The organism is Pseudomonas alkylphenolica (assembly GCF_000746525.1).
GTDB classification, from domain to species: domain Bacteria; phylum Pseudomonadota; class Gammaproteobacteria; order Pseudomonadales; family Pseudomonadaceae; genus Aquipseudomonas; species Aquipseudomonas alkylphenolica.
This window is the reverse complement of record NZ_CP009048.1, coordinates 2,717,437-2,731,871: the sequence shown is the minus strand read 5'-3', so window position 1 is coordinate 2,731,871 and position 14,435 is coordinate 2,717,437. Positions and strand designations below refer to the sequence as shown.

11 protein-coding genes are annotated in these 14,435 nt (G+C 59.8%); 1 reads left to right on the top strand and 10 read right to left on the bottom strand.

What is annotated here, in order from left to right:
- Positions 1-16: 16 nt before the first annotated feature.
- The 9 genes from PSAKL28_RS12455 to PSAKL28_RS12415 all read right to left on the bottom strand — a co-directional run bounded on the left by PSAKL28_RS12455 (position 17) and on the right by PSAKL28_RS12415 (position 10,378).
- Positions 17-1,552, bottom strand: coding sequence for an arylsulfatase (locus tag PSAKL28_RS12455; RefSeq protein WP_371261984.1), 1,536 nt, complete (start codon positions 1,550-1,552; stop codon positions 17-19).
- Positions 1,553-1,682: 130 nt separating this feature from the next.
- Positions 1,683-2,684, bottom strand: a complete 1,002-nt coding sequence (locus tag PSAKL28_RS12450; protein ID WP_038610681.1) for an HAD family hydrolase — start codon at positions 2,682-2,684, stop codon at positions 1,683-1,685.
- A 412-nt stretch (positions 2,685-3,096) separates the two neighbouring features.
- Positions 3,097-3,912, bottom strand: coding sequence for a hypothetical protein (locus tag PSAKL28_RS12445; RefSeq protein ID WP_038610678.1), 816 nt, complete (start codon positions 3,910-3,912; stop codon positions 3,097-3,099).
- A 153-nt stretch (positions 3,913-4,065) separates the two neighbouring features.
- Positions 4,066-5,370, bottom strand: coding sequence for a BatD family protein (locus PSAKL28_RS12440; protein ID WP_038610675.1), 1,305 nt, complete (start codon positions 5,368-5,370; stop codon positions 4,066-4,068).
- On the bottom strand, positions 5,367-6,962 hold the full coding sequence (locus PSAKL28_RS12435) for a VWA domain-containing protein (RefSeq protein ID WP_038610674.1): 1,596 nt from the start codon (positions 6,960-6,962) through the stop codon (positions 5,367-5,369). Before PSAKL28_RS12435 ends, PSAKL28_RS12440 begins: the two co-directional genes overlap by 4 nt.
- A gap of 1 nt (position 6,963) precedes the next feature.
- Positions 6,964-7,965 (bottom strand): vWA domain-containing protein, encoded by a 1,002-nt coding sequence (locus PSAKL28_RS12430; RefSeq protein ID WP_038610673.1) that lies wholly within the window; start codon positions 7,963-7,965, stop codon positions 6,964-6,966.
- On the bottom strand, positions 7,952-8,458 hold the full coding sequence (locus PSAKL28_RS12425) for a DUF4381 domain-containing protein (protein ID WP_038610671.1): 507 nt from the start codon (positions 8,456-8,458) through the stop codon (positions 7,952-7,954). Before PSAKL28_RS12425 ends, PSAKL28_RS12430 begins: the two co-directional genes overlap by 14 nt.
- The gene (locus PSAKL28_RS12420; RefSeq protein ID WP_038610669.1) at positions 8,455-9,399 is read right to left on the bottom strand and encodes a DUF58 domain-containing protein; all 945 of its coding nucleotides are present in this window, start codon (positions 9,397-9,399) and stop codon (positions 8,455-8,457) included. Before PSAKL28_RS12420 ends, PSAKL28_RS12425 begins: the two co-directional genes overlap by 4 nt.
- Before the next feature lie 4 nt (positions 9,400-9,403).
- Entirely contained in the window at positions 9,404-10,378 is a 975-nt protein-coding gene (locus PSAKL28_RS12415) for an AAA family ATPase (RefSeq protein WP_038610667.1), read from the bottom strand.
- Between the two features lie 150 nt (positions 10,379-10,528).
- Here PSAKL28_RS12415 and PSAKL28_RS12410 point away from each other — a divergent pair, with 150 nt between their 5' ends.
- Positions 10,529-11,830, top strand: a complete 1,302-nt coding sequence (locus PSAKL28_RS12410; RefSeq protein ID WP_038610665.1) for an OmpP1/FadL family transporter — start codon at positions 10,529-10,531, stop codon at positions 11,828-11,830.
- Between the two features lie 60 nt (positions 11,831-11,890).
- Here the strand turns inward: PSAKL28_RS12410 and PSAKL28_RS12405 are convergent, their stop codons facing one another.
- The gene (locus tag PSAKL28_RS12405) at positions 11,891-14,155 is read right to left on the bottom strand and encodes a tetratricopeptide repeat protein (protein WP_257011885.1); all 2,265 of its coding nucleotides are present in this window, start codon (positions 14,153-14,155) and stop codon (positions 11,891-11,893) included.
- Positions 14,156-14,435: the final 280 nt, after the last annotated feature.

Below are 14,435 nucleotides of genomic sequence, written 5' to 3'. Positions count from 1 at the left end.
GGGAGCAGCGTTAGCCTTACTGCTTCATCTTCTCTGCAATCTTCTTGTCCACTTCCTCGCGGACCTGGTCAATGCTGAAACTGGCCGGGCGCTGGCTCGGCGGATAGTCGACGAAGGTCTGCAGGAATACTGCCGCCTTGCGGGTCCCCTGGAAGATCAGGTAGTCGTTCTTGGCCAGCCAATCGAAGTACTGGTCGGAGACGACATCTGCGCGTTCATACGGGTCCATACGCAGATTGAACATTTTCGGCACCCGCAAGCAGGTAAAGGGCTCGCTCCATACTTTGAAACCGCCCGGTGCACGCTGCTCACAGAACACCAGTTTCCAGTCGCCAAAGCGCATGGAGACCAGCTCGCCGTCGTCATTGAAGTAGTAGAACTCGTCACGCGCACTCTTGTTAGCCTTGCCAGTCAGGTAATCCAGCTGGTTGAAACCGTCCAGGTGCACTTTGAAGTTCTTGCCTCCAACATCAGTACCTTTGAGCAAGCGGTCCTTGATATCGGTGTCACCCGCCGCAGCGAGCAAGGTCGGGAACCAGTCCAGACCCGAGAACATCTGGGTAGAAATCGTGTCAGCCTTGACTTTGCCTGGCCAACGGACCATTGCCGGTACCCGGTAAGCGCCTTCCCAGTTGGAGTTCTTCTCGTTACGGAACGGTGTGGTGGCGGCATCCGGCCAGGACCACTGGTTCGGACCGTTGTCCGTGGTGTAGACGACAATGGTGTTGTCAGTAACCTTCAAGTCATCGAGGGTCTTGAGCAATTTGCCGACATCGCCATCGTGTTCCAGCATGCCATCGGCGTAGTCGTTACCGACCATGCCGCTTTGCCCCTGCATCGACTCGCGAATGTGGGTGAAGGCGTGCATGCGCGTGGTGTTCATCCACACGAAGAACGGTTTGTCGGCCTTGACCTGCTTGTCGATGAAGTTGATCGCCGCCTGGGTGGTTTCGTCGTCGATGGTTTCCATGCGCTTTTTGGTCAGCGCGCCGGTGTCTTCGATCTTGCCGTCGGCACTGGACTTGATCACGCCACGTGGCGAAGCCGCTTTGACAAACTCCGCATCATCCTTGGGCCAGTACGGCCGTTCCGGTTCTTCTTCGGCGTTCAAGTGGTAGAGGTTGCCGAAGAACTCGTCAAAACCGTGGTTGGTCGGCAGGTATTCATCACGGTCGCCGAGGTGGTTCTTGCCGAACTGGCCAGTGGCATAACCCTGGGCCTTGAGGGCCTGGGCGATGGTGACGTCACGTGCCTGCAAGCCGACCGGCACGCCGGGCATGCCGACCTTGGACAGGCCAGTACGCAATGCCGATTGCCCGGTAATGAAGGTCGAGCGGCCGGCGGTGCAGCTGTTCTCCGCATAGTAATCGGTGAACATCATGCCTTCTTTGGCAATCCGATCGATGTTGGGCGTCTGATAGCCCACCACGCCCTTGCCATAGGCACTGATGTTGGTCTGGCCGATGTCATCGCCGAAGATCACCAGAATGTTGGGTTTGTCTGCGGCATGCACGGGGTTCATCCCCATCGCCACGCCGGCGGCAAGAGACATTGTCGTTATCCACCTTCTACTGAGCTTCATATGGCCTGTTCTCCGTCTCACGTTACTGGCGTTGGCCACGACTACGTGCACGAGAGGTACCGGTTAGCGAAAGGGTCCCTGTGCGCCTGCGGTGTTTCATTTACTGGCTATCAATACTGTCGAAGGGATAAACACGCTGCCACTCGCGGGCCATATCGACCACGGTCCAGCCATTGCGGGTGGCGGTCGTCAGCGCCTTGTCCAGACGCCCGACTTTGCTGTCGCGGTCATAGGCCCATTCGCGCTTCGCGTCAGTGTGGTGCACCAGCCCGGCGAAACGCTTGCCGGGTCCGGCCTTGGTCCACTGCAGCATTTGCAGGTCGCCATCGGAATTACCGAAGGCCAGGATCGGACGACGGCCGATCAGCGCATCGATGCTCTCCGGTTTGCCCGGCCCATCATCGTTGTGTGCCAATTTGGGCAGGCGCTGGATCGACAGGCTGCCGTTGCGGTCTTCAAAGCGGGTATCCAGGGTGGTGCCGATGACCTGTTCCGGGGGAATGCCATAGACCTCTTCGGCGAAAGCGCGCATGAAAGCGACTTCGCCACCCGAGACAATGTAGGTCTTGAAACCATTGGCCCGCAGGTACTGCAACAACTCCAGCATCGATTGGTAGACCATTTCGGTGTAGGGCTTGCTGGTTTTGGGATGCACTGCGGTGGCGAGCCAGCGCCGGGTCTGGGCAATAAAGTCTTCGGTGCTGACTCCCGCATGGGTGGCCACAATGATTTTCATCATTCCGTCTTTACCGCTGGCGGCCAAGGCTTTCTGGTCGCCGTCAAGCACTGCCTTGAACGGTTGCTGGGTTTTCCACTCAGGGTGTTGCGGGGCCAGGCGCTTGACTTCATCCAGGGCAAACAACACCTCGAAGTACATCGGCTGCTCGCTCCACAAGGTGCCGTCATTGTCGAACACGGCAATGCGCTCGGCCGGCGCGACGTAGTCCTTGCTGCCCTCTGTGGTCACGGCAGCGACAAACTGTTCGATCGCCTGGCGCGAGGCGCCGTTGTACCAGGACGGCAGCGGGTCCGCAGCCTGGACCAGCAGCGGTAGCATCAGCAGCAGACTGAACAGCCAACGCATCGGGTGGACTTGAGGCATAGCGCATCCTTGAACAGTTACCTGGCTGGCACATGAACATCATTGGCGACTGGGGAATAGCGAATTCTCAGCAAGTCTAGTGAACGATTTACAGCTGCGTCGGATAATTTTCAGAAAATGCTGATAGCTTCACGCGGGCGCGATGGACGCTCAGGAAATGCCGCCGCGACCATTACTCAAAGCACTGACTTTTAGGGGATGTTATTTTGGTGGGGGTAATGCAAAACCGAAAAAGGCCTTGCCACCCTGTTTCTCGTTCAGGTTACTGCCGCGACGGTCTCGTTGGCTTGTTCTATGCGGTGGTGTGCGACACTTTTCCGTTCAGAGCCTAACACCGGGTATCGTTGAAATTTAACCAATTCCCGCAGTTGGTATCACTCGGTACCAACCGCGAAAATTAGCTGTATGGGATCTATATTTTTTGCACTGGCACCCTAACTGTATAAGGCATATTGATGTCGCCGTGATGTTGATAGCATCTAGCTTCAAATATCATCCCTTCAGCCAAATCACCCCTAAACACTATAGTTGATGTCGCGTGATCCACGCGGACCGCATCTACACCATTGAGTTTAAATGCAGTAGCCGTCCTACCGTAAGCGCGATAATAGAACCTTACAGCAACAGTACTATACGCCTGAAAAAACAAACACCGCATATAAGGATTTTCACAATAATGACTTGCATTATGTAGATTACCAAGAATCCAGATCCAAGCGTTATCATCCAGGCTCACCATCGTACCCGAAACACGAATACCTTTGCCCGCTGTTGGATAGACCTCCGCGGTGTTAACCACCAACTTATTCCCGGAAAATGTGAGACCGGCCCCCGCATCCACACTCACTGCTCTACCATTGGCAGTAGTACCTTTGCCCGCTGTTGGATAGACCTCCGCGGTGTTAACCACCAACTTATTTCCGGAAAATGTGAGACCGGCCCCCGCGTCCACACTCACTGCTCTAGCATTGACAGTAATACCTTTGCCCGCTGTTGGATTAGTCGCCATCGGGTCAACAGCAACTTTTCCACTCGCTATTGTCAGCCCGGCCCCAGGCCCCGCCCCCGGTGCGCCATCAGCAGTTTCCAGCCCTAGTAACTGATGTAGCGTATGTATATAGTCAATCAGAAGTTTGAAATCGTCCTGAGTCGGGACTTCTCCGGTCTTGAAGCGGTCCCGTACCTCCAAACTAAAGCCGTTCAGACGTGCCTTGACATCCTGATTCATGAGAATTTTCCTTTATATGACTGAGGGTAGCGGCTTAAATAAAATCATCGCCCCTCTCAGAAGATCTCAAATACCTCAACGATACAACTGGCATTTTTGTCAGTTGCGCGGAGCTCGGCTGATACTATACTTGCAGCCCCTGTCTCACACTCGTTAGGGGTTCAATGGTTTTAATCTACAGTGCGAACGTTCTACCTTATGTTTCGTCAACTGCCGCTTTGATGACTGCAGTGTTTGAAGCAGTTCCGCTGACACATCAACGCCCTCAGCGGTAGGGGCATAGCAAAATCTCAACAAATCCTGTGAGCGATTAGCAGTTGCGTCGGACGCTTCCCCAGAAAATGCCGACAGCGTCCGTTTACCAGTGCTACGCCGTACCCACAGATAGAGCCCGTCCAATCGCAGTGGGCGGCTGCTTAACTGTTTACGCAATAACTGCCAGGCGTAGCCTGCGGAGGCCAGCCAGGTACGGCGGCGAGTTTCCTTCCAGTGCCGGTACCGCACCAAAGAACCCCTGGCCCATGGGCGCCCGAAGTAGATCAGGCAAGCACCGGCCAGCAACGCCGCCGACAGCAACAACCAATGCCCGGAAAGGCGAACATGTGCCTGCCGCCCGAGCGCGCGCAGGTCGTCATTGATGGAAAACGGCGCGCTGTAATTGCCTTTGCCTGCTTCGAAGCTCACGGCGTCGACCACCGTGCTACGGGCTTCACCGCTGCTGGCATCCCACCAATCGAAGGCAATGGCCGGCAGACTGAGCGGCCCTTCCTGCTCAATCACATAGGTCACGCTGTCTTCACGCACACCACCGGAAACCCCGCCGCGGCCATCACTCAGCGCGCTGACGTTGGGCGTCTGCAGATACCGTTTCAAACCCTGCACCTGAGCAAAGGATGGTGGCGGAATCAGCATGGCCTGGACGCCTTGCGCCTGAATTGTCAGATGCCGGGTAATGCTGTCGCCAACCCGTAAAGGGTCATGCGAGCGCTGCAGCGTTTGTGTGAGGGTGACCGACTTGGCGACCAGGCGATGTTGATCGCTTGCACCCGCCAGGGCTTTGGCGACAAAGGTCAATGGCTGGCTGTTGAGCGTAACGGCGCCACTGCCCTGCCCTGGCTGAACCTGGAAGGTCAGCGCCGGGATGGTGAATGGCTGCGCCACTTGCGGGGTGATCTGGTAGGTGTAGCGCAAGCCGAAGAAGGTCTTGCCGTCCTGCTTTTCGTTCAGGTGTTGTGCTTCGCCACTGGGTGGCGTCACCAAGGCGCCGGGCAGTTCCAGCGCGGGCAGGATTGGCGCTGCGGTGTACCAGGTGTCCACCAGCAGATCCACCTCCATGCTCAGCGTGCCGCCCACCACCACGCCGGTTTCCGGTATCAGGCGGCTCTGTATCCGTACTTCCGGCGCTGCACTGGCAAACACCGGCGCACACGCCAGCAGAACCCACAGCAGGTGTTTCATTGCGTACCTCCAGCAGGCTGTCGGGCTGCGTTCTGGAGCATGAACTTGCGTTTGAGAAACTGCGCAGGCGAAGTCGTCAGGTTGTTCAACCACAGCTGGTCAGAAGCTGCTTGTGGTGTGCTCACCTGCTTTTGCTGCCCACCCTGGCTGGGGGTCTGGTCCTCCACCACCTTGTCGGCTTTTTCATCCGGGGTGCCGGCCTCTTGCTGGTCCTCGTAATCCTTCAGCAAGGCTTGGACCAAGGCCAGGTTGGCTTTGGCCTGGGGGAAATCCGCCTGCTTTTGCAGCGCTTGCTGGTAGGCGCTGATGGCCTGGGGGAACTTGAACAGGCGCACGTAGATATTGCCCAGGTAAAAGTGCGCCGAGGCACTGTCAAGGCGGGCGAAGCTGGCCAGTGCCGCCGGGTAGTCCGCAGCGTTGTAGGCTGCGACACCTTTCCAGAACGGATCGTGGAAGTGCTCTGCGGCCTGTGGAAAATGGCCATGCTCAAAGGCCCAGCGGCCTTGCTGGTCCGGGGTGAAAAAGGCATCGGCCAATGCACCTGCTCGTGCCGGCTCCGAAGGTGCACTGAACATGACTATCAGCAGCAACCCCAGCCAGTTCACCCGCCATCCCCGACGCACACACAACAGTGCAATCAGCGCCAATGGCCAGCACAGCCAATAGCCGGCGTCCTTCCAGTGCACTTGCTGCTCATCGCCTTGAACCGCCTGAAAGTGCTGCTGAGCGTGCAGCGTGATCCAGTCCAGATCATCGTCGTTGAGCGTCAGGCTACCCAGAGGCGCGTCGGCTGCCTGCGCCAATTGCTTGAGTGCCTGGCTATCGAATGTCGCTTGCAAGGGCTGGCCGTCATCGGCAATCCGCGGGCGCCCTTTGGCATCGAGCAACACACCACCGTCCTGGCTGCCAACGGCCAGTACCAGAACTTGCAGATCACTGCCGGACAAGCGCTTGGGAATTTCCTCGAACTGTTCCGGCGCAGCGCCATCGGTGACCAGCAGCAGGGTGCCGGGCATTTTCTCGGCATCGAGCAGTTTGCGCGCCAGCTCGATCACACCGACAACATCCTTGCCAGATTGCCCGATCAGGTCGGTCGAGAGTGCCTGCAGGAATGTATCGAGCAGTTCCGGGTCCTCGGTGGCCGGCAACACCAGGTGCGCGCCACCGGCATAGGCAATCAGCGCCGTGCGCGCGCCGGCACGGCGCTGGATCAGGTCATGCAGTTTGTGCTTGGCCGCAGACAGGCGCGACGGCGGCACGTCATCAGCATCCATCGACGGTGACAGGTCGATGGCCAGTATCAACGGCGCGCGGTTGTCGACGAAATCCGGTGTGTCCTGGGTCCAGGTCGGCCCGGCGACAGCTACCGCGCCCAGCCCCAGCATCAATACCAGCAGATGCACCGGGCGCAGGCGTTGCTGATCGTCCGGGGTAATCAGCAGAGGTTCAACCAGGTGCGGTGCAATCAGGCCCTTGAGCTGACGCCTGAGATCATGGCGGCGCAGCCAGGCCCATGGCAGCAGGAGTGCGGGCACGATCAGCAGCAGCCACAGAGGGCGCAGGAAGTGGAAGGCACTGAAGTCGATATCCATATCAGCGTCCTGACGGCACGGCGGGTTGGCGCTGAGGTGAAAAACGACTGAACAGCGCTGCCAGGGTATGACTCAACACTAACAACAGCAGCGCCGCGCCCAAGGGTAACCAGAACAGGTCCCGTTTGGGCTGGTGGCTCAAGGTTTTCACCTGGTGTGGCGTGATCTGGTCCAGGGTCGCATAGACCGCTTGCAGGGCCTGGCGATCATCGGCGCGGAAGAAGCGCCCGCCGGTGGCCTTGGCGATGCCCTGCAGCGCCGCCAGATCAACCTTGGCCTCGCCACTGGCCTGCGGATCACCGATACCGATGGTGTGCACCACGACGCCCTGCTGCCTGGCCAGTTGCGCGGCATGGGCCGGGGTGATGGCGCTAGCGGTATCATTGCCGTCAGTGAGCAGGATCAGGACTTTTTCCTGCTCCTTGGCCTTTTCGAACAATTTGATGCTCAGGCCTATGGCATCACCCAATGCCGTATTCGGGCCGGCCATGCCGATGCCGACTTCATCCAGCAGCACCTCAAGACTGGCGTGATCCAGGGTAAAGGGTGCCTGAGGATAGGCGCCCGTTCCGAACACGATCAGGCCAATGCGGTCATCCTTGCGCTGTGCGATGAAATCACGCACAACCCCCTTCACCGCGGTCAGACGATCGCTCTGAGCGCCGTTGGCGTCGGTATAATCTTGCGTTTGCATGGACTGGGAGATGTCGATGGCCAGCATCATGTCGCGGATCGGCTGTTCATGTTCTATGGCTTGCTCTACCCAGACCGGCCGCGCACAGGCGGCGATGACCAGCGCCCAGACCAGCAGATTGAGCAGCAACTGCCAACGCCCGCCGCCAGTCCCCGGGCTGCCAGGTTGCTGGCCGATGGCGCGACTCATGGCAGCAAAAAATGGCACCCGCAGTGCACTGCGTGCTTCCCGATAGACGCCCAGGTAGCGGTAAGCCAACCAGGGCAACGGTAAAAGCAATACCACCCAGGGATAGTCAAACTGCCACATGGTGAGCCTCGATCCAGTGCCTGCTGGCGGCAAAAAGCGCCTTGATCTCAGTGTCCGTCATGCCCTGCACTGCGGCGTCCGGCGCATAGGCCAGGGTAAACAGTCGGGCGGCGAAATCATCCGGTAGCGGCGCTCGGCCATGGTCCTGCAAGAAGCGTTGCCATTGCGCACCACTGAGCGCTGCCGCTGTGGCCGAATCACTGAGTGACAGTGCCACCCGTTTGAGCAGTACTGGTAGTTCGCGCAACGCCTGCAAGTGCTGAGGCGGATCGCTCAACCCCTGCTCCAGTCGATCAAGCTGCAGCAGTGCTTCACGCCGGTAGCGATCACGCTGCCAGCGCCGCCAGCGCCAGATGGCCCACCAGCTGGCAAGGGCCACGACGACCAGCAACACCGCCAGCCACCCCCAGGTCTGCGGCAAATAGCTGAATGCAGGTGTCGGCAACGGCAGCTCCTGGAGCTGGTCGATGGACGGTGGCGATGGCCTGCTCATCGTGCCCTGTCCGTCAGGCGCCCCAGCTCACGACGCACTTGCAGCAGCGGATCTTCGCCGGTGCTGAGCATCAGCACCGGCACCTGGCTGCGGTGCAGCATCTGGGCGACATCCTGCAGGCGCCCGGAAAGAAACGCCGCCAATGGCCGGTTGACCTGGCGCTGACCGACTTCCAGCTCCACCTGCAATTGACCCTGGGTCACGGTCAAGCGCCCCTGCTGCGGGAGTTCCAGGGCGAGCGGGTCGTACACCTGCATGGCAATCACATCGTTGTGGGCACTGAGTTGCCGCAGCAGTTGCAGGGTCTGCGCCGAAACCCCGGAGAAGTCGCTGATGATGCACACCAGGCTGTCGTGACCTGCCGTCGCAATGCAGCTGCGCAGCACGGTATCGAGCTGGTGCTCGCTCTCGCTATCGGGCCCGGTGGCCGACAGCTGATGATTGCTGCGTATCACCGCGGCGCACAGTGCTTCAACCCGTGCCCGGCTGCGTAGCGGGCGAATGTGCTGTATTCCTTGGTCGTCAAACACCAGGCCACCGACGCGGTCACCGGCATGAAAGGCTATCCACGCCGACAGGGCTGCCAGTTCAGCGGCGACGACCGATTTGAAACTGCGTTGTGAACCGAAGAACATGCTCATGCGCTGATCGACCAGAATCAGGGTTGGCCGGTCACGCTCTTCGGTGAAGGTGCGCACAAAGGGCTTGCCGTAGCGCAGCAAGGCGCGCCAGTCGAGGTGACGCAGATCGTCACCGGGAATGTAGCGGCGCAATTCATCGAAGCTCAAGCCACGGCCCCGCAGGCGTGAAGCATGATTGCCGGAAAGAATGCTCGACAACGGCTGGCGAGCAAGAAAGCTCAGGCCGCGGACGCGATGCTCCAGTGCCATCAGCTGGCTGAGCGAGGCATAGACGAAGCCATCCGGCTGCAAGTCAGGCATGAGATCAGGCCGGGATCGCGACGCGATCGAGCAGCCGGTCAAGCACTTGATCGGCGCTGACCCCATCGGCGACAGCATCGTAGGTAAGCTGCAGACGATGGCGAAGCACTGGGTGCACAACAGCACGCACATCATCCGGTGAGACGAAATCATTGCCCGACAGCCAGGCATGGGCCCGCGACACCCGGTCCAGGCTGATCCCCCCGCGCGGGCTGGCGCCAATCTTGATCCAGCGGGCCAGGTCCTCATCGTAGTCACCCGGTTTGCGGGTGGCGTTGATCAAGTCGATCAGGTAGCGGTCAATGGCTTCGGCGACATGGATGCCGGCCACTTCGCTACGCGCTGCGAACACGATCTCTTGAGGCAAACGCGCCGGCGCCTGGCTGGCATTGTTCACCTGCTGGTCTTCGCTACGCACCAGGCGCAGCACCAGGGTTTCATCTTCGACCTTGGGGTAATCCAGGTGCAGCTTCATCAGAAAGCGGTCCATCTGCGCTTCCGGCAGCGGGTAAGTGCCTTCCTGCTCGATGGGGTTCTGGGTGGCCAGCACCATGAACAATGCAGACATCGGATAGCTCTGCCCGGCAACCGTGATCTGCCGCTCCTCCATGGCTTCGAGCAAGGCAGCCTGGACCTTGGCCGGTGCGCGGTTGATCTCGTCGGCAAGAATGACATTGCCGAACAACGGCCCCGGCTGGAACTTGATCTGGTTGCCTTCGGCAGTCTGCTGAAGAATCTCCCCGCCGGTGATATCGGAGGGCAGCAGATCAGGGGTGAACTGAATCCGCTGCATCTTTGCGTCCAGGTGAGTCGCCAGGGCTTTGACCGTGCGGGTCTTGGCCAGCCCCGGCAAGCTTTCGAGCAGCACATGACCATTGGCCAACAACCCCAGCAGCACATGCCGAATGGTTTCGGCCTGCCCCAGCACCTGCTGCGCAACGCTCGCCTCCAGCGTGGATATCTGCTCACGTATGCTCACTGTGTCGTTCCCTGATCTGGCCGGTATGGGTAGATCCTAGCAGTGCGTGATGCACGCGCCAGCGACCGGCCAACGTTGCTGGCAATGGCTGAGCGGCTAGGCTGGATTACGTCAACACTTCAGGCGTTCACTGACCATAAAGAGTCTGCCATGACCATTACAGCCAGCCAGCGACTGCGTGCTCTCAAGATTTCCACCCTGTGTTCGGCACTGTGGCTTGTACACGGAACGAGCTGGGCCGGTGGCATCACCATGTATGAAGCAGGCCAGGAAGGCTCCGGTCTGGCTAACGCCGGTGCGGCAGTGCTGGCCACCGACCCCAGCGTGATGATGAACAACCCGGCGGGACTGACTCAGCTGCCGGGCACTCAAGTCAATGCAAACGGCCTGTTGATGCTCGGCCATATCCGTTTTTCACGCGATAGCGGCAACCAGTTCGACGGCAACGAAGGTGGCAACGCGCTGGAGTATCTGCCCGGCACCAGTTTCTTCATCAGCCACCAGTTGGATGAGCGTTCGAGTATCGGCTTTGGCATGTATGGCAACTTCGGGCTGGCCCTGGACTATGACGATGACTGGGCCGGCCGCTACTTCACCCAGGAAGCCGCGATTATCGGCGTATCCCTGCAGCCGACCTATGCCTACAAGTTGACCGATGACCTGTCAGTGGGCATCGGCCCACGGTTGATGTACGCCTATTACCGCACCGAAGCTGCAATCAACAACAACTTGCTGGGGCTGGCAGACAGGCCTGACGGCCAGCTGGAATACAAGGACACCGATGTCGGCACCGGGGTCAACGTCGGCGTGCTTTACCGGCTCAATCCCAAGGTCATGCTCGGCCTTGCCTACACCAGCAAGATCGACCTGCACTTCAAGGACCGGCTGCGCATCGATGATGTCAGCAATCCGTTGCTCAACGTGGCGTTGAACCGCTTGAACATCGATGACCTGAAGCTTGACATGCAAGTGCCGCAGACGGTGCTGGCCAGTGCCTCTTATGACCTGGACGCACAATGGAAGCTGCTCACCAGCCTCGGCTGGCAACAATGGAGCGAGTTCGGCGAGATCGGTGTGGAGGTCGACACCGATAACGCCGGCACCAGCATCACTGCCGACCGCAAGTACAAGGACACCTGGCATGCGTCACTGGGCGCACAATACCAGGCGTCGCCCAAAGTACGCTGGAGCATGGGTGTGGGTTTTGACAGCTCCATGGTCGACGACCGCGATCGTACCGTGGACAACCCGGCCGGCGACACCTGGCGCTTCGCTACCGGGGTGAACTACCAGGTCGACGAAGGGCTCGACCTGCACCTGGCCTATACGCTGATCTGGGTCGGTGATCTGGATGAAGAGCAGAGCAAGGCGCGCTCAGGCACGACGGTGTCGGGCACTTACGAAAATATGGCCTTGCACGTGATTGGCGGTGGTGCGGTGTGGCGGTTTTGAAGGTGCTGACCTGATCAAACCGGCCCCATGCGCATCAGCACAGCTGGGGCCTATGCTCGATCACTGCTGCCAGTAAGGCTCGATCCCCTGCAAACGTGGATCATCGGGGGCGACCTTGCGCATGCGCTGCACATACTCGAAAGCCTCACTGCGCTCACCCGCCAGGGCATGCAGATAGATCAGCGAATACAGCAGGTCTGGATCGTTCGGTGACTGCTCAAGACCACTGCGCAGTGCATTGATGGCGTCATCGCGACGGTTCAGGCGCGACAGCAGCAAGCCCTGGTTGTAGCGAATCCGGGTGTTGTCCGGCAACGCCACGGCCGCGGTTTGCATCCACTCCAGCGCTTGCTCGGCCTTGCCCTGCTCGACCAGCAGCAAGGCGAGCATGTACGCCAGGTTGCCATGGTCAGCCGTCGGCATTTTCTCCAGCGCGAGTCCTTCGCGCAGAACCTGTTCTGCTTGATTCAGCTGCTGCGAGGCGCTGAGCAGGGTTACCAGGTTGACCCGGGCGGGAACGAAATACGGGTCCAGTTTCAAGGCCTGGCGATACTCGTCCATCGCTTCGGCATCGCGCCCCTGGCGGCTCAACAGCACGGCCAGATTGAGGCGGCCACCGGGCAGGTCGGCGTTGCCGCGCAAGCGTTGCTCGTAGTCAGCCAGCAGGGTCTTGAACGACTCGCGCGACTCGGCAGGCAATTGCTCTGCCGGTACATCGGCCAACGCCCTGACAGCTTCATCGCGCACCGCCAGGGTCGGGTCCTTGAGTAGCGGCAACAACGGCTGCAGGCGTTGCGCCGGGGGAACGCTGGCAAAGCCTGAAACGGCATAGGCACGCACCAGCGCACTGCTGTCCTGCAGCGCCCAGCCCAGGCTGATGACCGAGCGGGCACCGAGATCGGCCATCTGCTCAGCGGCCGAAGCCCGGACAATCGCCGGTTTGCCTTTGTCGGCCAATACCGCGTTGAGTTCGCTGAAGGCGATCCCCTCGCCGCTGCGCACTGCGTGGAAGTTCTCGCCATAGTGCGGCGGACGCTGCGGCTGCCCGTACCAGCCTTCGATGGCCTTGGCCGCCCATTGCGGCGTTTGCTGCTGATGGCAGGCCGTACAGGCGTCCGGGCTGCCATCCTTGCTCGCCAGGTCCGGCCGCGGGATACGCAGGCTGTGGTCACGCCGGGGATCGACCACCATGTAGGTTTTCGTCGGCATGTGGCAATTGACGCACTGGGCGCCGGGCGTGCCTGCCGGGTGGTGATGGTGCGCCTCGCTGTCGTAGTCCTTGGCCTGCAGGCTGGGAAAACGGGCGACCGGCGCCTGGCTATTGTGGCACTGCAGGCAGAGGCCATTGCCTTCGACCTTCACTTTGCTGGTGTGCGGGTTATGGCAATCGGTGCAGCCTACCCCCGCTGCATACATCTTGCTCTGGGTAAACGAGCCATATTCGTAGACTTCGCCATCAATCTGGCCATCGGCGTGGTAGAGATCCCTGCGCAAGGTCGCCGGCAGGCTCTGGTCCAGTTGTGGATGCCCGGGCATCTGGCCGACGCCAAGGGTTTGTCGACGGCTGTGGCAAAAAGCACATTGCTCGACCAGCCCCTGGCTACCGAGTGCTTTGTAATCCACCGCCAGCCCTGTTTCGGTTGCTGAGGAATAGGTCTTTTCAGCGGGCTTTGCCGTTTTTGCCCAATCGACATGCGCCTGACCAGGCCCATGGCAGCTTTGGCAACCGACATTCTTTTCCTGCCAGGTACTGGCAAAGCTGTCTTCGCGGTCGTTGTAGTTTTTCATCAGCCGCGTCGAATGGCAGTCGGCGCACATGCCATTCCAGTTCTGGTAACGGCCGGTCCAGTGCAAGGGATCGTTGGGGGCAAAGCGCTGGCCGGGGTACAGCGAGAACCAGCGTTGCCCGCCCTCTTCCTTGCTGCGACTGTCCCAGGCAATGGTCAACGCCTGCAGCCGGCCACGGGGCAAAGCCACCAGGTACTGCTGCAGCGGGTAGTGCCCGAAGGTATAGAGGATTTCGAAATCCGCAGGCTTGCCCTCCTCGCCCTCGGTGTTGACGTAAAAGCGCTTGCCCTTGGAAAAGAACCTGGCGTTGACCCCGGCCTCATCGAACTGCGCGTTCTTGAAGTTGCCCAGTACGTTGGCGGCCGTAGCGTCGCGCATGGCCCAGCCATGGTCGGAGTCTTGCCACTGTTTGGCTTGCTCGGCGTGACAGCCAAGGCAGGTGGCAGTGGCAACATAACCTTGGGCCGAACCGGCCTGTGCGGGCGATCCAGCAGACGTCGGGTTGGCCCAGGCCGGGACCAGCGCCGACAACACCATCAGCATCACACCTGAACGCAATCCGTGCCGAAATCCGGACAGCCAACTGTCCCTAGCCTTGTCGTGCCCCATTCACTGCTCCACGGTCGATTCGATCTCGCCCTGTGCCGGGCGCTTTAGCGTCTGCGGGCTTTAGGCTAGTGCATCTTTGCGCCAGCAGCCGAGCGAAATTCCAAAAAGGCCTAGGATTTATTCCAAAAACAGCAGCTGATTGACGGCGAGGCACCGCGTGCGAGTGGACGAGAAAAGTTCAATAAGTTATGTTCAGCAATAACTTTCG

What these genes read in the sequence shown, in the direction of transcription:
- PSAKL28_RS12455 (WP_371261984.1), bottom strand. Translation starts at nt 1,552, where the DNA reads ATGTCTCTTGCCGCCGGCGTGGCGATGGGGATGAACCCCGTGCATGCC.
- PSAKL28_RS12425 (WP_038610671.1), bottom strand. Translation starts at nt 8,458, where the DNA reads ATGAGCAGGCCATCGCCACCGTCCATCGACCAGCTCCAGGAGCTGCCG.
- PSAKL28_RS12435 (WP_038610674.1), bottom strand. Translation starts at nt 6,962, where the DNA reads ATGGATATCGACTTCAGTGCCTTCCACTTCCTGCGCCCTCTGTGGCTG.
- PSAKL28_RS12410 (WP_038610665.1), top strand. Translation starts at nt 10,529, where the DNA reads ATGACCATTACAGCCAGCCAGCGACTGCGTGCTCTCAAGATTTCCACC.
- PSAKL28_RS12430 (WP_038610673.1), bottom strand. Translation starts at nt 7,965, where the DNA reads ATGTGGCAGTTTGACTATCCCTGGGTGGTATTGCTTTTACCGTTGCCC.
- PSAKL28_RS12420 (WP_038610669.1), bottom strand. Translation starts at nt 9,399, where the DNA reads ATGCCTGACTTGCAGCCGGATGGCTTCGTCTATGCCTCGCTCAGCCAG.
- PSAKL28_RS12405 (WP_257011885.1), bottom strand. Translation starts at nt 14,155, where the DNA reads ATGGTGTTGTCGGCGCTGGTCCCGGCCTGGGCCAACCCGACGTCTGCT.
- PSAKL28_RS12440 (WP_038610675.1), bottom strand. Translation starts at nt 5,370, where the DNA reads ATGAAACACCTGCTGTGGGTTCTGCTGGCGTGTGCGCCGGTGTTTGCC.
- PSAKL28_RS12450 (WP_038610681.1), bottom strand. Translation starts at nt 2,684, where the DNA reads ATGCCTCAAGTCCACCCGATGCGTTGGCTGTTCAGTCTGCTGCTGATG.
- PSAKL28_RS12445 (WP_038610678.1), bottom strand. Translation starts at nt 3,912, where the DNA reads ATGAATCAGGATGTCAAGGCACGTCTGAACGGCTTTAGTTTGGAGGTA.